Origin of the sequence: Terriglobus roseus, from assembly GCF_900105625.1 — a bacterium.
Taxonomy (GTDB): domain Bacteria; phylum Acidobacteriota; class Terriglobia; order Terriglobales; family Acidobacteriaceae; genus Terriglobus; species Terriglobus roseus_B.
On record NZ_FNSD01000001.1, the window covers coordinates 2,779,473 to 2,805,457 of the forward strand.

Below are 25,985 nucleotides of genomic sequence, written 5' to 3' on the forward strand. Positions count from 1 at the left end.
TGTGGCGCAATCTGACTATGTTTTCAGCTTGCCTTCATCTTCGCTGACAGCTAAAAAGAACACTCCACCGCGCTTCCCCTGCTGCTCCGCTGCGGTTCAACGCCAGCGTCAAACTTCGCACTTTTGCACGAGGCCTCTGCTTGAAAATCCTATCTGCAACGAAGCGTCTGATGACGCCGCTGTTCCTGTCCCTGCTTGCGCTTGCGCCGACCGCGTTCGCCCAGAGCCATGTCGTGATGTCGCAGGTATACGGCGGCGGCGGCAATGCCAGCGCAACCTATCGCTATGATTTCGTCGAGCTCTATAACCCGACCGCAGCGGCAGTCGACCTGAGCAGCTACACGATTCAATATGCTTCGGCGACGTCGACCAGCGCCACTGCCTGGTCGAAGGTTCAGTTGAGCGGCAGCATTCAGCCGGGCAAGTACTTCCTGGCACAGCTCTGCATCGGAAATACCGGCACGTCCAACGGCATTCTGCCGCCGACGGCGGACTTCACGGCACCCAATACGGACAACGCCACCTCCTGCGTTCCGGCGCTGGCTGCGGGTGCTGGCAAGGTTGCCCTGGTCAGCAACACCACGTTGCTGAGCGGTACCGGCGGCACGGTGACCGGCCTGTCCGGCACGGGCTGCCCCACCACGAACACGGCAGCCATCGTGGACTTCGTTGGATACGGCAGCACGGCGAACTGCACGGAATCGTTGACGAGCGCTGTCAGCAGGACGGCGGATCTGTCTTCCACCAAGTCCGCCATTCGCGACGCATCCAATGATGACACCGGCGATACCGCCACCGACTTCACCGTGGGCACGCCGAATCCGCGCAACAGCAGTTACGGCACCACGCCGGCTGCCACGCTTGCGATTGCAAGCAGCACTGCGACGCCCGCCAGCATTGCTCCGGGTGACAGCACCGTACTCAGTGTCACGGTGACTCCGGGTAGCGCGACGACTGCAGTTACGGCAACGGTCGACCTCACCTCTGTCGGTGGCAGCGCCACCCAGGTACTGGTTGCGGGCACCACTGCCAACACGTACACCTACACGCTGTCCAGCACAGGCAGCCTTGCGGCCAATACGTACACCCTTCCGGTCACGGTGACGGATAACACCAGTGCGACTGCGACGCAGAACATCTCCCTGCGCGTGGCCGTGGCGGGTGCCACGACGCCCATCGCCACCATCCAGGCGAACCGTTCCACCTACATTGGCACGCAGATCACTTTCTCGGGAGTGATCACGGTTGTGACGAACGCCGGTTACTACATGCAGACGGCCTCGGCGACGCCCGGTTCCACCGGAGACGAAGGCATTTACGTCTATAGCGGCTCCGGCAAGAACCCGGTAGGCGCGGTCGTAGGAAACAATGTGACCGTCACTGGAACGTTGACCCAGTACCCGCTTCCCACGGTCAGCCACACGCCTTCGCTCGAAGTCACGACGGCGACGCTCACAGTGAACAGCACCGGCCAGGCGGTTCCGGCGGCAATCGTTCTGCCGGCAGGCTTTCCCACCGCTGCGGGTGACATCAATCAGCTGCGCAAGTACGAGAGCATGCTTGTCTCGTTCCCGTCGTTGACGGCAACGGGCGGTACCGATGCCACGCTGACGGAGGCCACGGAGACCACCGTCTCCAGCGGCCAGTTCTACGCGGTTGCGACCGGCACGCCGCGCCCCTTCCGCGAACCCGGCATGGACTTCCGTGACTTCCCCACGGCTACCTGCCCCACCTTTGCCAGCTGCCCCGCTGCGAGCAATCCTGCGACGGTTGCGGGCGACGTTCGCCCGGCAAACCTGACCCTGTATGACGACAACCCCGAGCGACTGGTGATCGAAAGCTCTCTGGGTGGTGGAGCTGCCATTGATGTTGTGGCCGGCGCCGTCCTTACCAATCCTGTGGGCGTGGTCGACTATACGTACTCCACGGACTATCCGTATGGCGACCCTGCGCGGATCATCCTCACCACGGCAAACCGTCCCACGGTTACCGCCAGTCCGCTGACGGTTGCGGCCTTGCCGTTGCCCTCTGCAAACCAGTTCACCGTGGCTGCGTACAACGTCGAACGCTTTTTCGATACCAACGCGGCGAATGACGTGTACTTCAACCCGGTAACGGGCAACACCGGCGGTACCTCCGCAGTGGATGTCACGTCGGATGCTTACGCACGCCGTCTGAAGAAGTTCTCGCTGGCGGTTCGCACTGTCCTCAACAATCCGGACATCATCTCGGTCGAAGAGGCGGAAAACATCCAGGTACTGAAGGACATGGCTACCCAGATCGACGCGGACACCACGACCGGTCCCAAGCCCGGTTACGTTGCATACGGCACCGACTCGACCACGACGTTTACCAATGACGTAGGCGGCATCTCCATTGGCTTCCTGGTCAAGCCCAGCACGACCAATGTCACCAAGTGGGAGCAGGTGGGGACCACCACGCTGGTTGCAGCGGGTACTTCTGCTCTGAATGACCGGCCGTCGCAGGTACTCCATGCCACTATCAACCGCGGTACGGGCGCAACGCCCTATCCCATCACTGTCATCTCCAATCACCTGCGTTCGCTGAATGCCGTCAACACTGCAACCGTGCAGAGCAAGAAGGAGCTGCAGGCAGAGATGCTTGCCAACCTGATCCAGGGCTACCAGACTGCGGGTGAGCATGTCATTGCCGTCGGCGACATGAACGCCTTCCAGTTCTCGGATGGTTATACGGACACGCTCGGAACCATCACCGGCAACGTATCACCGGCTGGCACCGCGGTCATGCCGGGCAAGGCCATTGTGAATCCTGCAGCGGTCGACATCATCACGAAGCTGCCGGCAGCACAGCAGCAGAGCTATACCGAGTGGGGCAGCGCGCAGGTGCTGGACCATGCCATCGTCACCGCGGATATTGCGGGTTCCACGACGCTGGCCGTTGGCCACATCAACGCGGATTTCCCGGTCGCTCTGTACAACGATGCAACGACGCCAGCAGCCTCGTCGGATCACGACCCGCTGCTGGCTTACCTCGCCCTTCCGACGCCAGTTACCTCGGCAACGCTGACCGGCACCGCGGTCTTCCCCTCCGTCCTGGTGGGTAACACTTCGGCTGGTCAGGTGTTCACGCTGACCAACACGGGCGAGACGGCCGTCACCTTCACCAGCGCTGTTGCAAGCGGCGATTTCGCTGCCAGCAATAATTGCCCGGCCAGCATTGCGGTGGCTGCAACCTGCGCCATCAACGTGGTCTTCAAGCCCACGGTGACGGGCGCACGCACGGGCGCGCTGACGGTCACAACGTCTGCTGCGGTCGCGCCGGTTGCACTGACCGGCACGGGCATTGGACCGGTGGCGACGCTGTCCGCGCCGGCTGCTTTCCCCGCCACGGTGGTCGGTGTCCAGAGTGCCGCACAGGCACTCACCTTAACGAACACGGGTACAACGCCTCTTACATTCACGAGTGCAGTTGCAACCGGTGACTTCGCCGCAACCAACAACTGCCCCGCCAGCCTGGCGGTCGGCGCAACCTGCTCCATCAGCGTGACGTTCAAACCCACGGCGACCGGTGCACGCGCGGGAACGCTGACGGTAACGACCTCGGGCACGCTTCTGCCGGTTGCGCTTACGGGCACGGGCACGGCAGCGGACTTCAGCCTGGGGGACAGCACCACGGCCGGAACCACCACCAACATCACGGTGCCGGCTGGCCTCAGCTCGACGGCCACGCTGAAGTTCACATCTCTGAACGGCTTCTCGGGCAGCATCACGCTGGCCTGCGCGGCTCCGACGAGCGGTGCGGTTACGGGCGCAACATGCACGGTAACGTCGCCGGTCACACTGGCTGCGGCTGGGACAGCAACAGCAACCGTCACCATTGCCACTACGGCTCGCACAACGGCTTCGGGGCTCGGCGTACTGCCGGCTTCGGGCATGGGACGAGGGATGCTGGCAATGTTGACGGTGCTGGTGGCAGGCGGCCTGTTCGCCGTTCGCCGCGCCGGACGCAACGTTCGGCTGGGTGGCTTGCTGGCTCTGCTGTTCGCCCTGACACTGGGCCTGGGCGGCTGCTCCAGCACGCACCTGACGACGAGCGCAAACGCTAACGGCACACCCGCCGGAATCTATGTGTACACCGTCACGGCAACCTCCGGTTCGGTGTCGCATACGGAACTGGTGAACGTGACCGTTCAGTAAGCCAACGTTTCATCACGCAACAGAAGAGGCCGCGCGAAAGCGTGGCCTCTTTGCATTTCACATCAAGCGCATCCGGCCATGGGGCTTGCGACATAGTGTCCTCGACCGTTGTGGTGTTCCTGGACTCCCGGCCCCAGCAAGGGAATGTTGTGAAGAGGCATCATTCTGCGCCGCGATGATCCTCAGTGTCGGGAACTAAGGCGATTCGTAGGGCGTCTGCATCCTACAATGAATTGCTTGCCAAGCCCGACCACCAGAGCGCCAAAGCCGGGACTCACCCGCCAGCAATGCCAGACCTTCACGCAGAATCTGCGTGCGTGGTATCGCGTGCATGCGCGTGTGTTGCCGTGGCGTGGCGTCCGCGATCCGTACCGCACATGGATCTCAGAGATCATGCTGCAGCAGACCCGCGTGAATGCCGTGATCGATCATTACGCGCGCTTCCTGGAGCGCTTTCCAACCGTGGTGGCGCTGGCGCTTGCACCGGAAGAAGAGGTGCTGGCACTGTGGAGCGGCCTGGGCTACTACCGGCGTGCGCGCATGCTGCACCGTACGGCGAAGCTGGTGGTGGAGGAACACGGCGGTACGCTGCCATCCAATGCGGTGGAGCTGCGAAGGCTGCCGGGCATCGGCGCCTATACCTCTGCGGCGATTGCGAGTATTGCGTTTGGTGAGCCGGTGGCCGTGGTCGATGGCAACGTGGAGCGCGTTCTGCTGCGCGTAACCGGCCGGCCGGAAACACCGGGTGCGGCCGCTGCTGCCTTCATCAACATCACGGCACAGGCTCTCGTGCCGCAGACGAATGCGGGCGATCACAACCAGGCCATGATGGAGCTGGGTGCGACCGTTTGCCTGCCACGCGGACCGCTGTGCGATCGATGCCCGGTCTATGACGAGTGCATCACACGCGGGGAACATGTCACCGCGCCACGCGCTGCCATGCGGTCCAAACGCGTGCGCTACGCCCTGACCACACGCAAGGCCGCCGGAGGCGTCGCCGTCCAGGTGCTGCTGCAGCGAAGGCCGGCAAAGGCATCGCTTATGGCTGGCATGCTGGAATTGCCGGAGCTGCAAACCACCGAGGAGGCCCCAGGCTCCTTTGTGCTGACGGATGAGCCGGTGCTGCGCGTGCGGCACGCCATCGTGGGCACGAACTATTACGTGGAAGTGATCGGCATTCCGCAGCGTCGTGCAACCACGAAGATGGCCCAGCGCAAGGACAGCATGGACTGGGTGCTGACGAACGACCTGCCGAACCAGCCCATCACGGGCCTGACGCGTAAGGTGTTGCAGCGGCTGCGGCTTATGAAGTCGTCCGCAGGTGTGGGCAGCCAGGATGTACCGCTGCTGATCGGCCGCGGGGGCAAGGTTCTTGTCGGCGACGACGCCTGATGTTCTCCGGATGTCGCAACCCCTTCACGCCACGGACATCCCATAGGGGTACGATCTTTGCGGATCGAATTTCGCGGAGTGACGGCCAGGGGCCGGCTCCGTTTTCAAGAGCTTCCACGAACCGACAGGAGAACACGAAATGGCAACGGAACGCAGCAGCAGTGCAGTCTGGAACGGCGGCTTGAAAGATGGCAAGGGCACCATCACCACCGGCAGCGGTGTGATGAAGGAGCAGAGCTACAGCTTTGTGTCGCGCTTTGAAAACGGCACGGGCACCAACCCGGAAGAGCTGATCGCAGCGGCGCACGCCGGCTGCTTCTCCATGGCACTGTCAGCAGAGCTTGAGAAGGCCGGTCACAAGGGTGACCAGGTCGCGACCACCGCCACTGTCGTTCTTGAGTTTGTGGACGGCGCACCGACCGTGACGAAGATCCATCTGAAGACCGAGGCGAAGGTGCCCGGCATCGATGACAAGGCATTCCAGGAGATCGCGGCGGGCGCAAAGGCAAACTGCCCCATCTCGCGCCTGCTGGCCGCGGCAAAGATCGATCTGGTCGCTTCGCTGGTGTAGATCGCACATGGGTGAAGGGAGCACCCACGTCTCGGAACTGAGACGTGGGTGCTCCCGCTACACGGCCTTCGTGAAGTCTGCCTGATACCAGTCCACGGTGCGCTGCAGTCCCTCTTCAAAGCCGACGGTGGGCGCGTAACCGAAGGCCTCGCGAGCCGCTTCAATGCTGGCCTCAGAGTTCTTCACATCGCCCGCGCGCTCTGGTCCGTATTCTGGCTTGATCTCCGTCTTCAAGAGAGACGCGATGACATCGTAGGTCTCGTTCAGCGTGTGCCGCACGCCGGTGGCGACGTTGAAGACACGGCCTGCAACGTTCGCCGCAGGCGCATCGCTGGCCAGCAGATTCGCATGGACCGCGTTTGCGATGTAAGTGAAGTCGCGTCCCTGTTCGCCGTCCCCGAAGATCACGGGCCGCTCACCCTTTTGCAGTTGCAGGATGAAGCGCGCCATCACACCGGAGTAGGGTGAGTCCGGCACCTGCCGCGGTCCGAAGATGTTGAAGTAGCGCAGGCAGACCGTCTCCATGCCATAAACCTGCCAGTAGCTCTTCATGTAGAGTTCACCCGCCATCTTTTGTACGGGGTATGGCGCGATAGGCATGGGCACCATGGTCTCCACGCGCGGGAAGCCCGGCTGATTGCCATAAGCGGAACTCGATGCGGCGAAGACCACGCGCTTCACACCCGCCGCACGCGCCGCTTCCAGCAGCTCAAACGTACCCTCGAGATTCGCGACGTGCGATGTGCGTGGATCCATGACGCTGCGCGGCACCGAAGGCAGCGCGGCCTGGTGGAAGATCACCTCCACACCCTCGCACGCACGTGCCAGCGCATCGCGATCAAGCAGGGAAGCCTCGAAGAACTCGATCTGCTCGCGCACATGCGCGAGGTTGCTCGCACGGCCTGTCGCGAAGTTATCCAATCCACGCACGCGTTCGCCGCGCGCCAGCAATGCATCGACCAGGTGCGATCCAATGAAGCCCGCCGCACCCGTTACCAGAACAGTTTTCACATCGACCAGTATCGCAGGGCTGCCCGCCCATGGCGCTAACCGCTTTATCGGCGGTGCGGGTACATCGTTGCCCTCGTGAGAACAATCCAAGAACCCGGTCCAGGTTATGGCCGCGGTCGTGCTCCATGCGCGTGTGCGTCTCGCCCGCTTGAGCGGCGATGCGCCGGAGCGAGCCTCATGCGTGCACCCTCGAGCTTGGAACTGCAGGTGACATCCACCGCCGACCTCGCAATGTTGGAAGAGCTCTTTCACCGTGGAGCGCATGCGCAGTCAGAGGCGCTGGCACGTGAGCTCCTCTCGATCGACCCGCAGTTGCCCTTCGCGGCGAAGGTGCTCGCTGCCAGCGTCGCGGCGCGTGGTGCTCTTGCGGAGGCGATCACGCTCTATCGCAATGCGCCGGTCACCCTGCAGGAGGACTGGCAGTTCCACAACAACTTCGGCAACACGTTGAAAGCGGCGGGGCAGCGAGACGAGGCGGCTGTCCACTACCGGCGCGCCATCGCACTGCATGGCTCGTCCATCGAGCCCTTCTACAATCTGGGCGTCACGATGATTGAGACAGGCAATCTGCACGAGGCAGAGCGCTGGCTGCGCCACGTGCTTCGCGTGGATCCAGCGCATGGCCTAACCCACACGAATCTCGGCAACATCCTGAACGCGCATGGCCATCTGCGGCAGGCTGAGATGCACTACCAATGCGCCATGCTCACGATGTCGGCAGATGCTCGCCTGCTGAATAACTATGGCCAGTTGCTGAACAAGCTCCATCGCTTCGCCCAGGCAGAGGCGTTCTATCGCGAGTCCATCACACGTGACGAATGCTTTCCACATCCGTACGTCAACCTTGCGGAACTTGTGGCGGGCCACGGCCTGGTCGAGGAAGCGGAGACGCTGCTGCGCCACGCGCTTTCGCTGGATGCGAATCTCGCAAAAGCGCATAGCAATCTGCTGTTTGTGATGGCACTGCGCGATACCTGCCAGCCCACGGCGTTGCTGGCGGAGCACATGGCCTTCGCGGCACGCTTCGAAGCGCCGCTGAAAGTCCACTGGCCGCAGCACACGAATACGCGCGAGCCCGAACGGACGCTGCGCGTCGGTTTTGTATCGGGCGATCTGTCCGATCATCCCATTGCCCGTTACCTGTTGCCCGCCTTGCGGCAACTCGCGCGCCATGCGGACCTGGATCTGTATGCGTACAGCAGCGGTATGAAGAATGATGCCTACACCGTGCAGTACCGAGCGCTGATGTGTCATTGGCACGACACTGCCCTGATGCCGGATGACGAGCTTGCACGGCTCATCATGGCCGACCGTATCGATGTCCTGATCGATCTGTCGGGTCATAGCGGTGACAACCGTCTGCTGACCTTTGCACGGAGACCTGCGCCGGTGCAGGTCAGTTGGATGGGCTACGTCGGGACCACGGGCCTTGAAGCGATGGACTACTTCGCTGGTGATGAACACCTGACGCCGTCGAGCATGCGGGCGCAATTTCGCGAGAAGATTCTGTACCTGCCCGCGACCACGACCTTTCAGCCGCACGAACCGGCCATCGCGCCGAACGTGTTGCCCGTGCTGGCGAGCGGTGTCTTCACCTTCTGCTGCCTGGCGCGCATCAACAAGCTGAACCGTTCCACGGTCGTGTGGTGGTCCCGCATCCTGCACGGCGCACCCACATCGCGCATGATGCTGGCCGCACTGCCCGGCGGCACGGAGCCGGAGCGCGTCAGAGCGTGGTTCGCAGAGCAGGGCATCGGTGCAGATCGCCTGGTCTTCACGCATGCTCGCACGGTGGAGGAACAGCTGCGACTGCATCACCAGGCTGATCTCTGTCTCGATACCTTTCCCTACAACGGAGCCACCACCATCAGCCACGCGCTGTGCATGGGCGTGCCCACGTTGACGCAGCGCGGCACACTGCCGGGCAGCATGCTGGGCGCATCCATCAACGCACACGTTGGCATCCCTGACCTCATCGCCGCAGATGCAGAGGATTACGTACGAAAGGCGATTGCATTCACCCATGACTTACCCGCGCTGGCGTCGCTACGCAGGGAACTACCCGGTCAGTTTGCGTCGAGCGCACTGCAGCAGCATGAGTTCGTCACAGACACGCTTGTGTCCCGGCTGCGGGCGGCGTGGCGGCGCTGGTGCCATGGTCTGCCTCCCGACCATCTCCGATAAACATGCAACGAAATGGTTGCGTAAGCGCCGGCGTGTCTGGCAGAATATGCAACCGGAGGGTTGCATGACAGATAACTGCATTGAAAAAGAGATCGACATTGCGGCGCCGGTCTCGCGGGTGTGGCGGGCGCTGGTGGATCATCGTGAATTTGGCGCATGGTTCCTGGTCAATATGGCGGGGCCGTTCGTGGCCGGTGAGCTCGTCATCGGCCAGATCACGCATCCCGGCTACGAGCATGTCCAGATGTCGATCCGCATTGTGCAGATGGAGCCCGAGCAGCTGTTCTCGTTCTCGTGGCTGCCTTATGCGATCGATCCGGCGGTCGACTACTCCGGCGAGACGCCCACGCTGTGCGAGTTCCACCTGACCCCAACGGCTACCGGCACGCACCTGCGCGTGACCGAGTGCGGCTTCGACAAGGTTCCGGAGTGGCGGCGCGAACTGGCCTTCCGCATGAACAGCAATGGATGGGCGCAGCAGATGGGTAACATCAGGAAATATGTCGAAGCCAACCTCTAGGCCCAACAGCGCGAGCAGTCCTTCCTCGAAGTCCTCTGCAGCGCGCAGGACCTCCAATGCACGGGTGAAGGTGCCCGCCGACCACCGGCCGGCTGCGCTCTTCGCTGCGCTTGGGGACGAGACGCGACTCGGCCTGCTGACGCGGCTCAGTTCCGGCAGGCCATCGTCCATCCAGTCCCTGACGGAGGGAACGGACATGACCCGGCAGGCGGTCACGAAGCATCTGCGCGTGCTGGAAAGCGCAGGTCTGGTGCGTTGCCGCAGGGCGGGCCGTGCCAGCGACGTGACGCTGCTGCCGCAACCGCTGGACAAGGCACGGCGGTACTTGGAGAGCATCTCCGCCCAGTGGGACGCAGCCCTGCTCCGCCTGAAAGCCCTCGCCGAGCGGCCGGAATAGCCCGGATGCAAGGAAGGGCCAATCTCAAGCTATAATCAAGCCTGCTTCGACGTTCCGCGCTCACCAGCGCGTGAGCACGGGCGCCGCGGAGAGTTGGCCGAGTGGCTGAAGGCGGCGGTTTGCTAAACCGTTATAGGGCCAAAAGCTCTATCGGGGGTTCGAATCCCCCACTCTCCGCCACTTCTTTTCCGTATTAATCCGCAAAGGTCCTGTTCCGCGCTTTTTACATGCATAGATCCCCCCTTGTGTGCAAATATTTAGTCCAGATGTGTCCGCTCCTGCTCTGGGGAATCCACCCCCAGAAGGGGGTACATCTGGGGTAAGCGGATTTTGAAACGGGGGTACATCCCGTTTTGGGGATGCTTTGAAGCTGACTGATACGCGTATCAAGAAAGCAAAGTTTGGGGAGAAGAACGTTCGTCTACCCGATGGCGGTGGTCTTTTTCTCCTTCTAACCCCTGCAAAGGGACGGCTTTGGCGTTGGAAATACCGCTTCCAGGGCAAGGAGAAGCTGATGACCTTCGGGACATATCCTGAGGTGACGCTTGCCGCGGTACGCGTGAAGCATAGTGCAGCAAGGAAGCTCTTGAAAGAGGGTCATGACCCGATGGCTGAGCGGAAAGCGACACGCGCAGCCGCAGAGGGTATCAACCGAGACTCCTTCAAAAAGATCGCAGAGCAGTGGCATGAACACTGGGCGGTTGGAAAAAGCGAGCGACATGCGGATGCTGTTCTCCGGCGGCTAAAGGCCGATGTATTTCCTGCTTTTGGGGCGCGTTCGATCCGCGAGATCGAAGCGCCAACACTGGTCGCTATGGTCAAAACGATCGAGGAGCGCGGCGCGAACGACATCGCCAAACGTGCACTGGAAACGACCGGGCAGGTCTTCCGCTATGCGATCGCTCACGGATTCGCAAGCCGGAATCCTGCAGCAGATTTCAAGCCTGCCGACGTCCTGAAATCCGCTAAGAAGACAAACTATGCCCGGGTCGATGCAAAGCAGCTACCCGCACTCTTGCGCAGCATTGAGATCTACCAGGGGACCCCAGTGACTCGGCTTGCAATCAAGCTCCTTGCGCATACCTTCGTGCGCACAGGCGAACTCATTGGTGGACTCTGGAGCGAGATCGATTTTGAAGAGAAGCGTTGGACTATCCCAGCAGAGCGGATGAAGATGCGAACGCAACACATCATCCCGCTCTCGACGCAGTCGATCGAGATTTTAGAGCTGCTTCGGCAGCTCACCGGTGACGCTAAGCTCCTTCTCCCAGGCGACAGGCTGAAGGAGAAGCCGATGTCGAACAACACGGTCCTCGTAGCTCTTGCGCGGATGGGTTACCGCGGCATCATGACCGGCCACGGGTTCCGAGGGCTGGCTTCGACGGTCTTACACGAGCAGGCATTCCCACACGAACACATCGAGCTGCAGCTCGCGCATGCGCCGCGGAATGCAGTCAGCGCGGCCTATAACCACGCTCTTTATATCGCGCCTCGCGTCAAAATGATGCAGTGGTGGAGCGACTATCTCGAAGCGCAGCAGCGTGGCAAAACACCACAGCCGAACTCGTAGATAGCCATCAGTGTTTGGGCAAAGCGGCTCCGTACTGGAATGCAATCTTCTGCACGACGGCAAACGTGGAACTGATGCGCTGCGATGCATTCGATTCCATTTGGGCCAAGCCTGCATCGGAACGAAGAAGGTCCTCCACGGGTGTTTCGCTTGAGCCGTTTGCCGATGCGAACAGAGACCTTATAAGGGTGCTCTCGATGGATCCATCACTTGCCAACTCAGAACGGGCTTGCCTAGCGCGCGCAAGCTCCAGCCAGGCGTCGGTGTGGTCCAAGTAGGCGGAGCGAAACTCAGGCGGACACTCTGAGGTGTCGATGTTTTTCATCGCGCTTACGCGCTGCGGCAAGTCCCTGATCGCACTAGTCCGATCGTCCAGCTGAAGGACGCGTTCGACGGCCGCTTTGTACTGCAGGCGCTGAGCTTCGACTCGACTCTGCTCCAAGCGCTGCTGTGCTGCCACCACTTCGTCAGCAGTGGGCCCGCATCCTGATGTAAAACACAAGCCGATGACGAGAATCGCTCCAAAAATACGCATATATCCTCCAGAGGAGCGAAGGCGATGTCTCGTCCAGCGGTGCTAGTATGCGGACATTCCACGCTCATCTGTTCTTTGCGAAATAAGTCGGTGAGAACCGTCAGAGCTATCGGTGCCCATCCTTAGGAGAAGGTGCAGTCATGGACTCTCTATCGAAACAGCAGCATTTGAACGACCTCTTCAGCCTGATCTACGAAGAACTGAAGCGACTAGCACGCAGCGTGCTGCGACGTGAGTACACGCCAGTAGAGCTATCGCCAACGACACTGGTACATGAAGCGTGGATTAAACTCTCAGCCTCGCCGCGGCTTGCTACGACGTCACCACTCCACTTCCGCAACATCGCTGCACGCGCGATGCGTCAGATCCTGGTGGACGCCGCACGCCGCCGCAAGGCTCGCATTCATGGCGGTGGCCTAGTCCGCGTCGACATCGATTTGTGTCTTGAAATGGGCAAGCCAATGGAAGACCGCGAAATCATCGCTTTGGACGATGCCCTGGACCTATTGAATAAGCAGGAGCCTCGGTTGGCCCAAGTAGTCGAGGCGCGGTATTTCGGCGGACTGACCTGCGCAGAATGCGCTGAGTTATTCGGCTTTGCCGAGGAAACTATCCAGCGAGACTGGCGTATAGCCCGCGCTTGGCTCGTTACCGAGATCCGCGGGACACTGCAGCGCAAATCCAACCAGCAGGAAGGCGGAGCCACTCATGCAAATAACGAGCTGGAACGAGGTTCAGCGGGCCTTTGAGGCCATCTGCGTACTGCCTGCAGGTCAGCAAAAGGCCGCGATCGTGGCGATGCGAGACCGTGACCCTAAGCTAGCCGCCATCGTAGCGGAATTGCTCGACGCCGACTCGCAGCATTCCTTGCTCGACGCCTCGCTTTCAGAGCTAGCTGCAGCGGCGCTAAGTCACGATCATGTGGGTGACTTGATCGCCACGCAAATAGGACCTTATCGCCTCCTGCGCCTGTTGGGCGAAGGAGGCATGGGCGTGGTCTACCTCGCGGAGCGTTTGGATATAGGCGGCTATGTAGCCATAAAGCTGCTACGGGACGCCTGGATGTCGCCAATGCGGCGCGAGCGCTTCCAGCTAGAGCAACAGAGCCTCGCGCGGTTGCACCACCCCAACATCGCCCGTATCTATGACGCTGGAACTCTGCAGGGCGACACGCCCTGGTTTGTCATGGAGTACGTTGACGGCGTGCCGCTCACTCTTTGGGCAGAAACACACAAAGCCTCGCTGCCGGCTCTGGTCGATGTCATGGTGCAGGTCGTAGACGCTGTGGCCTATGCTCATCGTCACGCGCTTGTGCATCGTGACCTTAAACCTTCCAACATCCTTGTAAATGAGGCAGGAGAGGTTCGCCTCCTAGACTTCGGGATAGTGAAAGATCTTGCCGACAGTGAAGTCGCAGGACGATCTATAGATGGTCTCCGCCCACTTTCTCTCGGCTATGCGGCGCCAGAGCAAATACGTGGCGGTGGCATCGGACTCTTCACAGACGTGTACGCAGTTGGCGTTCTGCTGCATGAACTGCTCACCGGCACTCTTCCGGAGTTAGATGGCGAGGGCAATGCCCGCAAACCTTCACGTGTCGCACGCGCGGAAATTGTTAAAGCGCGCCTCCCACTCACCCGCGCCGAGTGGAACGACATGGACGCCATATGCGAAAAAGCTTTGGAATCAGACGCCGAGAGCCGATATGCTTCCGCCGACGCTCTCCTCCAAGACTTGATCGCTTTCCGGGAAGGACGAGTTCTGCAGGCGCGTCCGCATACGTTTCTTCACAGCGCAGTAAAGTTCATCCGCCGAAACCGGATCGAGTTCGCCGTGCTTAGCATCGCTTTGCTGTTGTTGATGACTATGGCCGTGGTTGCCGGGGTGCGCGTCACGCGTTCAAGAGATCTTGCCTTGCAGCAGATAGCGCGCATGGCCCGTCTTCGCCACTTCACCGAGAGCCTATTCGACGGTGGGAATCGCACGGAAGGTCCTTCGGCCGAGCTTACTATTCCGATGCTTCTGAGGCGCGGTGAGGTAGAGGCCGATGGCCTTCATGACGATCCGCAGCTGCAGGCAAGCATGTTCAGCACGTTGGGCAATGCCTACCAAAGGCTTGGAGACCTGGGCCGAGCTGATGTTCTGTTGCGCCGTGCACTTGATGAACGACGAGCCAACAGTGGAAGTGATCGCTCGCAGTTTGCCGAGAGCCTCATCGACATGGGAATGCTGCGACGAGATCAGCGACGCATGGACGAGGCCGAATCCTTCGTACGGCAAGCGATAGCAGTGCAGAACAAGCAAGGAATACGCGGCACGGAGGCCGGCCGGGCCCTTCTAGCCCTAGGCAGTGTGCTGGCCTTGCGTGGCGACTATGTTCAGAGCGAGAGCGTGCTGGGACGGATGATCGCGCAGGAAAAAGGAGAAACTCAGCAGCTTGCCGACGGCCTGTCGGAACTTGCCGATGTGCGCTTTTACTTAGGTGACTTCCCTCGTTCGGGTGAGCTGAACAGGAAAGCTTTGGCGATCTATCGCCGCACTGCAGGTGACGGTCATCCTGCAGTCGCACACGTAACCAACAGCCTGGGCATACTTGCCAGTGAACAGGGGCATTATGCAGAGGCGGAGAAGGATTTCAACGCTAGCCTGGCGCTCGATCAACGCTGGTACGGTTCCGCCAATCCGGTGGTGGCCGAGGACCTTGCAGCGCTCGCAAAGGTCTACTCTCACACGGGACGGGAGCCGCAAGCGCGCGCCTCGCTACTGCATGCTCTTGCAATTCAGGAAGCCACTTTCGGTCACAAGCATGCTCAAGTGGCTTCCACCTTAAACGACCTAGGCACGATGGCCTACAACCGCGACATGGACGACGAGGCTGAAAAAGACTTTCGTGACGCTCTTGGCATTTGGACGGAACTCTACGGGGAAAATCATCAGTTCATCGGTTTGGCCTATGCAAATCTAGCCGGCGTCTTCATGGATCGAAAAAACTACCCTGTCGCAGAAGACATGGCACGCCGGGCTCTAGCAATCTATGAGCAAAAGCTCACTCCTGACAATGGGAAGCTCGGAGTCATCCATGTCAAGCTCGGACGCATCCTGCTGCGCGAGGGCAAGTATGCCGAAGCTGAAGGGGAAACAAGGGCGGGCCTGCGATTCTTTATGACCCACGAAACGAATGAACCCAGCTATCTTGCGGGCGCGCGCAAGGACATGGCTTTGATCGCTGCTGCCGAACATAAGCCGGAGCTACTCAAGGAGCTTGCCACTACCACACAGCATCACTAGGGCGCGTCGGTTAGGCGACAACTTGCGTTATTCAGCACCTGCATCGTGCGGGGAATAGTGATAGCTATTCGCTCCGCCTCAATGCGTGCAGACTCTTCACTCACGCGAATCCGGAGCGCAGCAATCTCCTTCGAGCGTTCTTCCTCGTCCGCTATTTCCGCGCGGCACATTTGCTGCACCTGCTGCTGCGCTCTTGCATCTCGTTCAGGTGCGGTACGCTGCATCTCGTTCCAGCTTTCAAGCTTGGTACGGAGCTGGGTCTGGCCGTCGACTACGCAGCGCGAATAGGACTCGAGGGACCCCCCGATGAAGGATGCTATGTCCTCCGCATCTGGCTGCGGTGCGTTCGGCAGATGTAGCAGGAAGGCAAAGACCCGCTCTGCTGAAAGTTGCGTTATTGACTGCACATGTAGTTGGTCGCGAGCAGTTCCGATAGGGGGATCGGTGTAGCCGTCCGCTGTAGCGGCCCATCGCTTCCAGTCCGAGTTGAAAGCATGCAACTGTGCACGCCGTTCCTGCAGAGAGGTGTCATGCGGGCGCTTCCTTTGCAAAATATCGAGCAACGCCTCGAGCAGCGCAGGCTTTTGCACCTCAAGAGCAATTTCCTTGAATGTATCTGCATCAAGTTGAGAGGGGTCGCTCAGCAGCCTGTCGACCGCTTCAGCAACGCGTACAACGCGGCTCACGCACACGCGACGCGCGACGCCCTCATGCTCCGACGAGGGCATGACGTCCGGCGGCTTCTGCTTAATCGCGAAGGATGTAGCATGAGCGGTGCCACACGCGTCAGCAGACGTCCACCCACGCTTCTGCGCGGTCTGCCGCTGATCATCGTAGGCGCCTTGCTTTGCGCGCAGCGAATCCTGCAAAACGTGCAAAGTAGTGTCGTTCCGGGCCGATCGGGTTTGCTGCACCGCGGCCTCTTCCCACGCGAGATCACGGAACCGGACCGGATCTTGCAAATGCCCGCTCAGGCGGCGCACCGGGAGCAGATGTTGAGTCGCTGTCACAATGGACAGACACACAGGTCCGGTAGGTTGCTGCGTCAATCGTTGCGGAAGTGTGAACGTGATGACTCGGCTTTGCGCGCCGGTGGCACGACTGGTGCCTAGACGCTCAGCCACCACACCGCGGTCCTTCGTCGAGTACTCTGCCATCAAGGTCGCGCCACGACCCAGAAGTTCCGTATCCCAAGGGTGCTTGTCGTCCCATAACAATGTGAGCGACTCACCAACGGCTGTCACGCGAGTTTCCAATGTGTCGCGTGATTGGCCAGGGAGGCGCAATGCGAATAGGAGGGGCATCAAGCACGCTACGGCCACAAAACATTTGCATTGGAACATGCTCTTGCTCCTAGGGTTTGTCGAAATCCGCGGTTATGTAACCCTGCTTCAGCATCGTTACGCGGTTCATCAGCGATGTTTCCTTGATGGATGTCTGATACATGCTGCGGATCATCTGGAAGGCTGCCTCTCTGTAAGGGAGGTCGCTAGGGAGCGTAGCTCGGATCGCTGGAATTGCTTCCAGCGTCTGCTCTCGTTCCAGACGCATAAGAATGTCCTGCAGGCCGCCGACACCCTCGCTCTTGACACGCGCGATGTCGGTTTGCAACTCACGGCTACCCTTTTGCGCGTATGCCAGGGGAGGGAGATTGCCCTCGGCCCAACTCCGAAACACTGCGTCGTCTTCTTTGAATTGCTCATGCTTCGTCATAAGCAACAGGGTGTTTTCGAAGAGATAGAAGAAGCGAATCGCTTGGTATCGGGCACTGATGCGGATGTTTTCCGCGAGCGCCGGCAGACCCTCTTCCGGATCCTTCGCGACAGCCTGCAACAAACGATGCCGATCCGAGCCCTCAGGCTGCAGCCAGCTCGATGCAGAGTGGACTTCGTATTTGCCGCCGTCGTCCACGTAGCGAAATAGACCGCCCATGAACGCCAGCGTGCATGAGCTTACGCAACGATAGTTAGCGGGCACTCGCACCGTTGCGCGATGATTTCTCAGACTACGAGCTATGCCGACGCCGGCGTCAACATCACCACCGCCTGAGAATAACCAAACCTCTTGATATGGCTTATTCGCGCGTTCGGCTTGGGCGAGCAACCGATCGAGCAGCACCTCGTCGCCCTCGTAGAAAGTACCGTCTTCTTGCTTCCCACGCGCAGTGAAGCTTGACTCGCTTGCGTTGCAAGCTTTGCTTTTGTCCTCAGCCTTGAACGTTGGATTTTGGTCGGTCATGCCGCCGCAGTCGCGGACGACGAGAACGCGAGCGCCCGACGGTGCCACATGGGTGTCGAAGCGAAGCGCCAGCACGCTGCTTGGGAGCAGGGTGATTAGAAGAACCGCCATTGCCACGGGGTACCGCCGGCAATTACGCGGTGGCCAGTTCATAGCGGCCCTCCGGCGGCTTGCGGCAAAATTTCACTAGAGCATCATCACTGCTGGCGCCTTCTGAGACGTAGTCCTTGACGATCTTGCACTCGTTGCTGCCCTCCATTACCGGTTCGCTCGCGGTGAGCGTCTCTGTCATGCCGGGATTATCCGGTAGTGCAATGTTCTTCGTAACGGGCTGCGAGCTTGCCACCGCCTCGTCCATATCCTTCTGTCTTGCGTCTCGATCCTTCTGCGTCATCTTTCCGAAGAGAGTGCCTTGCACCATCTTGCCGCCGTTGCACAGCGCCATGGCCAAGCCAATCTGAAATTGCCTGCGCTGCTGCGCTACCATTGCTGGCGGTAATTTCAGCCGTTTCGATTCAAACTCTGCGAGTTTGTCCCATGGGCTAATGCCCAGCATTGGGGCGCCTTTGCACAACATCCAGCTCACTGCGCCGTTCCGCACGAACTGCGAACGCGCTTTGGCGGGAATGGTCATCTGCATCAACAGCAGCATGAAGCAGAGGTAACTTGCGGTTGTTTTTCGCATCACGCTCTCCAAGGAGCGGCCCTCTCAGAGGCCCGCAGGCGCGAGTGAACAGCGCTTGTATAGATTTGCGTAATGCTTGCGCGTAAACCGCAAATCTGTCTCGCACTTTCTGGTGCTCCGAACGTGCAAATCTCGTCGCGACAGAAAACGCGACCGTGCCTATCCTTTCAGTACGAGCTGTCTTCTTGCCGGCATGTAACCGTTTTGGAGACATTGCAAATAGTGCTGTGAAGCCAGAGGTAGTTCGGTATAGCGTAGTGTTGTACCTGTCTTCACCGGGCAATTCCATCCCGATTACGTCGGGCGTTCTTCCGGTGGTGCCCCAGCGATATGGGTGATCTAAGCAACAACGCTTTGGGACACCTGCGTCTTCTTTCCCTGAAGAAGGAAAATCTATGCCCCGTATGATCCAACTCCAAAATCCTGACAAGTCTCTCAGCCGGTTTATCGGCCCCAGCGAATTGGCAGACATGGAGCGACGGGACGAAATCCACGTCTTCAGCAAGGGTAAAAAAGGGCAGATCGTCGCCCGCCTCAAGCCGCGCGTCGAGCCGCTGCGCTCCATGTACGAAGCCTCGAACACCTCGATCAGTCACGCAGACATTCTGGCGAACGTGGGCTTGACCAGTCGTGCGAACAGCACAGCCGAAATAACTCGCTCAAGGGCAGCTGCGACGCGATTGAAAATCGCCGCACACGATCCGCGCGGTGGGCGCGAAAGCGCGACCGCGCCCTAACCGATTTGCTGTGATTTCAGACAGTTCCCAACCCATACAGGGCCGCATAAGCGGCCTTTTCTCGTTGAAAAGAGGCAAACATGGCTCAAAAAATCGTGTTTTCGGCAGATACCGCTCAGTTCTCCCAGCCCGTCCAGAAGTCAGCCGGCGAAGTGCGCGCACTTGGCGCGGAGCTCAAGAAGGTTGAGCAGAATGCCAAAACAGCGTTTCGCGAGGCACAGGTGGCGGCGAAGGCTGCCGGCGCAAGCTCGGAGGATCTACGGAAGATTGAACAGGCGTACTACCGCGAGATCCTGGCAATCCGTCAGGCACGTAAGCAGGTCGACGCCGAGCACGTGGCCGGCAGCAAGGACGTTGTCGGCGCTGAGGAAGCGAAGCGCCGTGCCACCGATACAGTCACAGAGGCCCTGAAGCGCCAGCGGGCCGAGGTGGAGCGTCGCCTACCGTCCGGACCTCGCGAACAGCACTACACGCCCAGCCGTCAGCAGCAGGCATCTGCAATTCTCCGCGGCGGAGGCCTGCGCGCGGGTGAGTCCTTCGCGTCGATGATCCCCGGGTTCTCGCAGTTCGCTGAGATCGCCTTTCCCGTCGCTGGCGCCGCTGCGCTGACTGCGGAGGTACTGCGCGGTGAAGAGGCGCTGCGTAAGGAGTACACAACGGCCATCAAAGCATCCGAAGCCATCCGTGGCGCCTATGCCGAGCAGCACGCTTCCGCCCAGGTGACGGTTGATGAGTTGGCGGTTGAGGCGGATAAGCTCCAAGACAACATCGACAAGCTCAACGGTCATCCCGGTAACGGCCTGAAGACGGCGCTCGATGAGGCGCGAGTCTATGCTGACAAGCTGCAGCAGTCCTTGTTTGCAGATCGCAAAGAGCTTGAGTCGCTGCTCAAGGAACATCAAGTCAGTGGGTTCGCATCATTGCTGAGTGGAGTCGCCGGCACTAAGGGGCAAAGCGATCAAATCCTCGAAGACCACAAGAAGGTCGAGGCGCAGATTGATGCTGCAAACTCCACGTTTAATTCTGATTCTGCCAATGCGAAATCGCTGGAGGATATCAAGAAGGCAGGCGAGAGGCGCGACAAAGCAATCCGCGACGCTCTGCAGGCCACAATTTCCACGTACAAGACGGAGTCGAAGCGCCTCGCAGCTGAGCAAGCCCAAAGTGAAAAGGACGCCTACGACGCCACCATCGGCGGTGGGGCGGCCGGTAGCGTTGTCGACAACTCCGCCAAGATTGCCAATATCGATGTAGCGACAGGGAAATATAAGGACTGGCTCAATAAGTACAACGGCCAGACTGCGGTCTCTTCGCTGACCGAGAAGGACAATGCGGGGAAGGGAGCCAAAGAGCGGGACACGCTCGCACGAGAGGGAGCGCGCAGGGCTCTTGAAGCACAAAAGAAGGCAGAGGAGGAGCAGCGTAAGCAGTGGGATGAAGACCTCAAGTCTGCTGAGCAGAACGGCAAACTGACTGCAGCGCAGGAGAAACAACTCTGGATCGACAAGGAGAACACGGTCAAGCGCGGCTCCGCGAACTACCTCTACGCTCAAGGGAAAGAGCTGGATGCCTCAAAGAAAGATGCGGACGAGCAAAAGAAGCGGGCTGAAGAGAGTCTGAAATGGCAGATCGACCTGGACAAGCAGCAGCGCGCAGCTCTGACAAACGGACCTATCGTCCGTGTCAATGACGAGTATGCGAAGGGGCAGGCGGCGGCCGCAGCATCTGGTCGTCTCCTCCAGGAGCAATCCGAAGACGCCGCGCGATCTATTGCGCTCTCTACGGTGCAGTGGCAGTTGCAGGCCCATTACATCTCCAAAGCAGATGCGGCGGTGATGACGCAGACACTGCACACGATGCAGTACGAAGCGGCAGTGAAGCGCCTCGCGGACCAATACGAGGCCATTCAGAACGGGCCTAATGCAGACGAACAGCGTAATGCCGTTCGGTCGAAGGTTGTTGACCTGGAGACGCGTCGATCGGCGGAGGTTATGCAGGACCAAGCTGCTGTCGCTGGTCAGACTTGGAGCGGAGCCTTGAAGCAGGCAAACGCCGAATGGGTTCAGAACTCGCTGGACACAGCAAAGCAGGTCTCCTCGATCTACAGCGGCGTTATGGACGGGTTGAATGCCGACCTGGAGACCTACTTTCAGAATGTCGGGCGTCGCGGTGTTCATCACGCCGGACGTGACCTCGGCAACGCTGTGGGCGGAACACTGCGGAACGTGGGTGGGCAGATTGCCGAGACAGGCTTGAAGCGTGCGGAAGCAGGAGTACTTAGCGCGTTCGGTCTGGGTGGTGGTACCAAGCCAGACGGTACAAAAGACAACAAGTTCTGGGTGCAGTTCGACTCGCCGATGGCTGGAATGAGCACGAACCCGGGGAACGTGTTCAGTGGCGATTTAGCGAAGGAACTAGGCTTCGGAAGTGATGACAGCAGTGATGGGACGTCGAGTCAAAGCAGCTTTGGGGCCAAGCTGCTTGGGTCCGTCATCGGCACTTTGGTCGGTGGCTTATTCGGCGGCGGCAAAGCAATCGGCGGAAATGTCTCGCTCGGGAAAACCTATCTCGTCGGGGAAAATGGGCCCGAGTACTTCTCGCCGGGTGCCACCGGCTACATTACGCCAAATGATCGAATCGGCGCCGGAGGAGGTCCGACAAACCATATGGCCTTTACTGTCGACGCTCGCGGAGCGCACGATCCTGCAGCGGTGCAAGCAGCAGTACAGCGGGGCATCACTGATGCTGCGCCGCACATCGTGGCAGCAACACTCGCTGCTGCAACAGACCGCCGTGCGCGCCTGCCATCCTCGAAGGCAGGCAGCCTTTAGGCCCCTGTGGGCTGATCACTAAACGTCGAATTAGAAAGTAAAAAATTCCATTTCGCGGTCGCGAATGGCGGCCCAACAGGCGGTCCGCAAAACTGAATGGCTGAACTAAATGACCCCCTTACCCCTCGGGCCGTCCATGGCATGTCGCGGTGTCGTCGAGATGTGTCGCGACCTGTTGAAACGCGATGCTCGGCCAATGCTCCAGCACTCGGGCGAAGCTTGGTACCGTATGCCGTTGCATCACGACCGACCCGTCAACATCCCTTGACACCTCAAGGGACCCACGAAACCACATAGTGTGGAGGTGCTAGTGATGCCGTCTGAGATGTTGTCTATTTCCAAGCTCTGTGAACGAGTTGGGATCTCTGAGTCCTTCTATTACAAGCTCAAGCGCAGTGGAGCTGGGCCAGCGGAGACGTCGGTTGGTAGGCGAAAGCTGATCTCTCAGAGCGCCGCTGAAGCGTGGCTAAAGAACAGGGAAGAGCAGCCAACCACGACCGGCTGTCGCTAGTCCTAGACCTCGCCAGTCCACAGGAAGAGTTCCAGTCTGGCCCGGGGTATGCGCCACACGCTTCCCACCTTCACGCCTGGTAGCTTTCCTTCTGTCAGGTGTCTCACCACCGTACGTTCGTTGAGCTTCAGTTCAGAAGCCACTTCCTTTGGTGTCAGTACCTCGCCGGCAAGGCGAGACCGCATTCGTTCTGATACTAGCGGCACTCGTTCTTCGCTGTTTGGCATAGGGCTCTCCATGGTCACGCTACCACCGTAGCGCCGGACTCTGTCCAGCACCAACCGCAATATGCGGCATTCCCCAATCCCTCCCGCGACAGCCTCCCTCTGGCCATCGCAATTCCTGCTTAGTCTCTCCACGAAGGAACCCATGGCACAATCTGCGTCGACTCGGCCGCGTTCGCGCGGTCACCGCGTACCCGCGTCTGTACTCGAACAGACGCTTCACGCTCTCTTAACGACCTGCGACAAGTCACCGCGTCAGCCGGGGCGTGGACTGCAGGACATTTCCGACATCATCACGGACGTTGCTCTTGGCCGGCTATCCGAACTAGAGCGTTCCCCGAAGCAGACCGGGCCATCGCGTTCCAGCGTGCTTGGACCGGTGGATCTTCGCCGCGTGTCGCCGCACTGCGCGACCTGGACATGCCAATGCACAAACACGTCAGAGGTGGCATTTGCGAATGAACTGAAGATCGGCACGGTGTTTCCCTATGTGCTGACATGTAGGTGCGGCCGCCGCTACCGCGGGCAGTTCATTACTGACTTTCAAGGACGGATGCGATAGCAGCGTGAACTCCAGCGCCGAAGAGACCGTTTGGGACCTGTTTTCAACAGGCGGCTGAGCGTATGCCGATAAAGTCCGATGGTTTCCGATTGATTCCATGAACGTGCGTGAGTAACAATCGAGTGGCGCATGATTCTCGTGCGTTGTGTTTACCCCGCTCCTTTGGGACGGGTTCTCAGTGCCCCGGGCAGATAAACTGCCGTTCGCCTCCAGCGGTCCAACCGGCTGAAATGCGGAAGAAGGGCCGCCGACAGTGTTGGACGGTTAGCGGGCTTCGGCCTCGACTGCGTGCACTGCATGTCCTGCATCAATGGGGGCTGTAAGTCGGTGCATAGAGAACCCTGTTCTGCATAGGAGTTCCAGTGACAACGACTGCCCCCGATCGTCTTTTGCGTCTCAAAGCTGTGCAAGCGATTGTGCCTCTTGGCCGGAGTGCAATCTACGACCGCATTCAGGCGCAAACGTTTCCGCGGCCAGTGAGCCTTGGAGGCAACGCCGTCGCCTGGCGCCAATCCGACATCGATGCATGGGTTGCGAAGCTTGAAAGAGCGAAGCGAGGTGCGTAGCGATGCGCACCATCGCCCAACCTCCGCGCCCGCCTCATGCCCCCTGGCTGTCCTTAACGACACCCGGAACTGATTTCCTTCCGAGGAACAACTCGGTACAGCGCCTTGCAGTACAGAGGCTGCACCGCAGCCCGTTTACGGGGTGCGGGATGCATGTACAACAAAATCTTCAGTAAGATCCTCGACTCATCCGTCTGGTTCGAATCGAATGCGACACGCTTGGTTTGGATCACGTTCTTGGCCGCGATGGATCAAGACGGGATGTGTGAGTTGGCCTCACCCTTGGTGGTGGCACATAGGGCCCGCGTATCGGTTGACGAGGCAGAGGCTGCCCTTGCGATCCTGGAAGCACCCGATAGGTATTCATCGGACACCGATCACGAAGGCCGCAGGATCGAGCGGACGGCGGGAGGATGGCTGATTTTGAATGCACACAAGTACCGCGAGATATCCACGGCGGCCAACAAGCGAGAGAAGACGCGCGCGAGAGTGAGAGCCTACCGAGTGCGCAGAAATGCGGTCGCAAACTCGGGTAGCGGTAACGCAGCAGAGGCAGTATGTAACGCAGAAAGCGTTACAGCTAACGATGTTGTAACTACATCAGAGGCAGAGGCAGAGACAGAGACAGAGGAAAAGCTTCCTCGCGGCAAGCGCGAGCGAAAAGAAGTTCATCCTCTGTTTGGACACGTTAGGGATCTCATCTCGCGCTACTACCGGAACCGAAATCAGGTCGAGGCGCCATGGGGAGCCGGCGAAGCGAGACAACTCTCAACGCTCCTGGCGGAGCAGCCCCAAGCCCCTCGGGAGTACTGGAACAAATGCATCCTTGGCCGTAGTGAGTCCGACGTCAATCACGCCGAAAGACCGCGACTCTGGATCGCCAATCTGCCGAGCTACCGAAACGCGGTGAACGCGTATAGCTGCGCAACCATCGGCGAGGTCAGCATGTCAGTAGCGATAGGATCGTCGCCCCACTCGAAAGTGAAATCGTGATTGCTTTCACAGTCTGCGGCGATCGCAAGATCTGTGTTGATGTCAGAGCCGGTGTAGGCAAAGCTCATTTCAAGGCTAGCGTCGGTTTCATCAAGATACTTGGGCAGATCCCATTTACTGGTTGCCGGCGGATCGTACGGCTTTTGTGGGAGCGTGATTTTGCGGGGTGGGGATACGATGGTCTTAGCCACTGGAGTCTCCTTTGAAGACTTCTTGGGTTAGCCCTCGCTCAGTGCTGGTAACACTGTGTGGGGGCGTTACTGTTTGCCCGCTGCTACTTGTCCTGCTTCTTTTCTGCCTGATAGAGCCGGCGGAGTGCTAGGCGCAAAACGGGTGACGACTTCATGCCTAACCGCTCTCGCAGATAAGCGAGCATTTCCTGGTCTTCGTCGCTTAGACGGAACGAGTGTGGATGCGGAGTAGTATTGTCGTCGCCCATGAGCGAACTGTAGTGAAAAACGACTACAAATGTCAATGCCGAAGGCAGCAGGACAAACTCGATACGTGCGGAGATCCAGAAACTGGACTTGTCACTCTCGCGACCGCCGAACTTGCAGTCTGGAGAGTCACCTGGCAAGCGACGTAACGACCGGAACGTCGGCAACGACTTGGGGTCCTTTGCCGCTAGCTCCAAGACACACGCAAACCGTCACCTTGTGAAGAGCTGGCAAATGACTCCGCCGCAAAACGATGCAATACCTAAACACGCAAAAATACCAAGACACGCTGTATAGGCAGCGAAGCTTCCAAGGTTTGCTCGCCAAAGGTATGTTTCGCGGAGCTCGACGTGCTGACCCTTGCCGATATGCTCATGCGCATTTGGGATGCTTGACAGTATGAAACCCGCGGTGATGACCGACAGCGCGAAGAAAATGAGTGCTGCCCCAGAACACTGACGAAAGGTCCGATTTAGGTGATCACCTTTTGCCGCGATGCCCCCGATGACAGCGATCGCTCCGCTCTGCACAGTTGCTACCCACTTGCACCAATCT

General features: G+C 59.7%; 19 protein-coding genes and 1 tRNA gene. 13 read left to right on the plus strand and 7 right to left on the minus strand.

Annotated elements, in window-relative coordinates:
* Window positions 1-140: 140 nt before the first annotated feature.
* The 3 genes from BLW03_RS11445 to BLW03_RS11455 all read left to right on the plus strand — a co-directional run bounded on the left by BLW03_RS11445 (window position 141) and on the right by BLW03_RS11455 (window position 6,141).
* Complete coding sequence (locus tag BLW03_RS11445) at window positions 141-4,178, plus strand: choice-of-anchor D domain-containing protein (protein WP_139285176.1); 4,038 nt, start codon at window positions 141-143, stop codon at window positions 4,176-4,178.
* Between the two features lie 228 nt (window positions 4,179-4,406).
* Window positions 4,407-5,570 carry an A/G-specific adenine glycosylase gene (locus BLW03_RS11450; protein ID WP_074654166.1) on the plus strand — a complete coding sequence of 388 codons (1,164 nt, stop codon included), beginning with the start codon at window positions 4,407-4,409 and terminating at the stop codon, window positions 5,568-5,570.
* 139 nt (window positions 5,571-5,709) lie between these two features.
* On the plus strand, window positions 5,710-6,141 hold the full coding sequence (locus BLW03_RS11455) for an OsmC family protein (protein ID WP_074654168.1): 432 nt from the start codon (window positions 5,710-5,712) through the stop codon (window positions 6,139-6,141).
* 57 nt (window positions 6,142-6,198) lie between these two features.
* On the opposite strand, the gene BLW03_RS11460 is transcribed toward BLW03_RS11455, so the two are convergent.
* Entirely contained in the window at window positions 6,199-7,152 is a 954-nt protein-coding gene (locus BLW03_RS11460; protein WP_074654169.1) for an SDR family oxidoreductase, read from the minus strand.
* 177 nt (window positions 7,153-7,329) lie between these two features.
* Here BLW03_RS11460 and BLW03_RS11465 point away from each other — a divergent pair, with 177 nt between their 5' ends.
* From BLW03_RS11465 to BLW03_RS11485, 5 genes are all read left to right on the plus strand, one after another.
* Entirely contained in the window at window positions 7,330-9,336 is a 2,007-nt protein-coding gene (locus BLW03_RS11465) for an O-linked N-acetylglucosamine transferase, SPINDLY family protein (RefSeq protein ID WP_074654171.1), read from the plus strand.
* A gap of 64 nt (window positions 9,337-9,400) precedes the next feature.
* The gene (locus BLW03_RS11470; protein WP_074654172.1) at window positions 9,401-9,856 is read left to right on the plus strand and encodes an SRPBCC family protein; all 456 of its coding nucleotides are present in this window, start codon (window positions 9,401-9,403) and stop codon (window positions 9,854-9,856) included.
* Window positions 9,857-9,920: 64 nt separating this feature from the next.
* Window positions 9,921-10,253 carry an ArsR/SmtB family transcription factor gene (locus BLW03_RS11475; RefSeq protein ID WP_074654174.1) on the plus strand — a complete coding sequence of 111 codons (333 nt, stop codon included), beginning with the start codon at window positions 9,921-9,923 and terminating at the stop codon, window positions 10,251-10,253.
* Between the two features lie 87 nt (window positions 10,254-10,340).
* A tRNA-Ser gene (locus BLW03_RS11480) sits at window positions 10,341-10,433 on the plus strand.
* Between the two features lie 184 nt (window positions 10,434-10,617).
* Window positions 10,618-11,823: a tyrosine-type recombinase/integrase gene (locus tag BLW03_RS11485; RefSeq protein WP_074654176.1), complete on the plus strand. Its 1,206-nt coding sequence runs from the start codon at window positions 10,618-10,620 to the stop codon at window positions 11,821-11,823.
* Between the two features lie 7 nt (window positions 11,824-11,830).
* Here BLW03_RS11485 and BLW03_RS11490 read toward each other — a convergent pair whose 3' ends face one another.
* A complete protein-coding gene (locus BLW03_RS11490; protein WP_074654178.1) occupies window positions 11,831-12,358 on the minus strand; it encodes a hypothetical protein in 528 nt (175 codons plus the stop codon).
* Window positions 12,359-12,498: 140 nt separating this feature from the next.
* Here BLW03_RS11490 and BLW03_RS11495 point away from each other — a divergent pair, with 140 nt between their 5' ends.
* Together BLW03_RS11495 and BLW03_RS11500 are read left to right on the plus strand one after the other, a co-directional pair.
* The gene (locus BLW03_RS11495; protein WP_074654179.1) at window positions 12,499-13,107 is read left to right on the plus strand and encodes an ECF-type sigma factor; all 609 of its coding nucleotides are present in this window, start codon (window positions 12,499-12,501) and stop codon (window positions 13,105-13,107) included.
* Complete coding sequence (locus tag BLW03_RS11500; protein WP_074654181.1) at window positions 13,067-15,646, plus strand: serine/threonine-protein kinase; 2,580 nt, start codon at window positions 13,067-13,069, stop codon at window positions 15,644-15,646. Before BLW03_RS11495 ends, BLW03_RS11500 begins: the two co-directional genes overlap by 41 nt.
* On the opposite strand, the gene BLW03_RS11505 is transcribed toward BLW03_RS11500, so the two are convergent.
* The 3 genes from BLW03_RS11505 to BLW03_RS11515 all read right to left on the minus strand — a co-directional run bounded on the left by BLW03_RS11505 (window position 15,643) and on the right by BLW03_RS11515 (window position 18,569).
* Window positions 15,643-16,629 (minus strand): hypothetical protein, encoded by a 987-nt coding sequence (locus BLW03_RS11505; protein ID WP_139285177.1) that lies wholly within the window; start codon window positions 16,627-16,629, stop codon window positions 15,643-15,645. The two genes, BLW03_RS11500 and BLW03_RS11505, sit on opposite strands and share 4 nt — an antisense overlap.
* A 370-nt stretch (window positions 16,630-16,999) precedes the next feature.
* Window positions 17,000-17,995 (minus strand): hypothetical protein, encoded by a 996-nt coding sequence (locus tag BLW03_RS11510; RefSeq protein WP_074654185.1) that lies wholly within the window; start codon window positions 17,993-17,995, stop codon window positions 17,000-17,002.
* A 22-nt stretch (window positions 17,996-18,017) separates the two neighbouring features.
* Window positions 18,018-18,569 (minus strand): hypothetical protein, encoded by a 552-nt coding sequence (locus tag BLW03_RS11515; protein WP_074654187.1) that lies wholly within the window; start codon window positions 18,567-18,569, stop codon window positions 18,018-18,020.
* Window positions 18,570-18,964: 395 nt separating this feature from the next.
* Between BLW03_RS11515 and BLW03_RS11520 the strand changes: the two genes are divergently transcribed.
* Window positions 18,965-19,306 (plus strand): hypothetical protein, encoded by a 342-nt coding sequence (locus tag BLW03_RS11520; protein ID WP_139285178.1) that lies wholly within the window; start codon window positions 18,965-18,967, stop codon window positions 19,304-19,306.
* Between the two features lie 80 nt (window positions 19,307-19,386).
* Window positions 19,387-22,137, plus strand: coding sequence for a hypothetical protein (locus tag BLW03_RS11525; protein ID WP_074654191.1), 2,751 nt, complete (start codon window positions 19,387-19,389; stop codon window positions 22,135-22,137).
* Between the two features lie 513 nt (window positions 22,138-22,650).
* On the opposite strand, the gene BLW03_RS11535 is transcribed toward BLW03_RS11525, so the two are convergent.
* Window positions 22,651-22,833 carry a helix-turn-helix domain-containing protein gene (locus BLW03_RS11535; protein WP_074655958.1) on the minus strand — a complete coding sequence of 61 codons (183 nt, stop codon included), beginning with the start codon at window positions 22,831-22,833 and terminating at the stop codon, window positions 22,651-22,653.
* A gap of 963 nt (window positions 22,834-23,796) precedes the next feature.
* Between BLW03_RS11535 and BLW03_RS21340 the strand changes: the two genes are divergently transcribed.
* Window positions 23,797-24,000 (plus strand): helix-turn-helix transcriptional regulator, encoded by a 204-nt coding sequence (locus tag BLW03_RS21340; protein ID WP_083350484.1) that lies wholly within the window; start codon window positions 23,797-23,799, stop codon window positions 23,998-24,000.
* Window positions 24,001-24,893: 893 nt separating this feature from the next.
* Here BLW03_RS21340 and BLW03_RS20445 read toward each other — a convergent pair.
* Window positions 24,894-25,184, minus strand: coding sequence for a hypothetical protein (locus BLW03_RS20445; RefSeq protein WP_139285179.1), 291 nt, complete (start codon window positions 25,182-25,184; stop codon window positions 24,894-24,896).
* Between the last annotated feature and the right edge of the window lie 801 nt (window positions 25,185-25,985).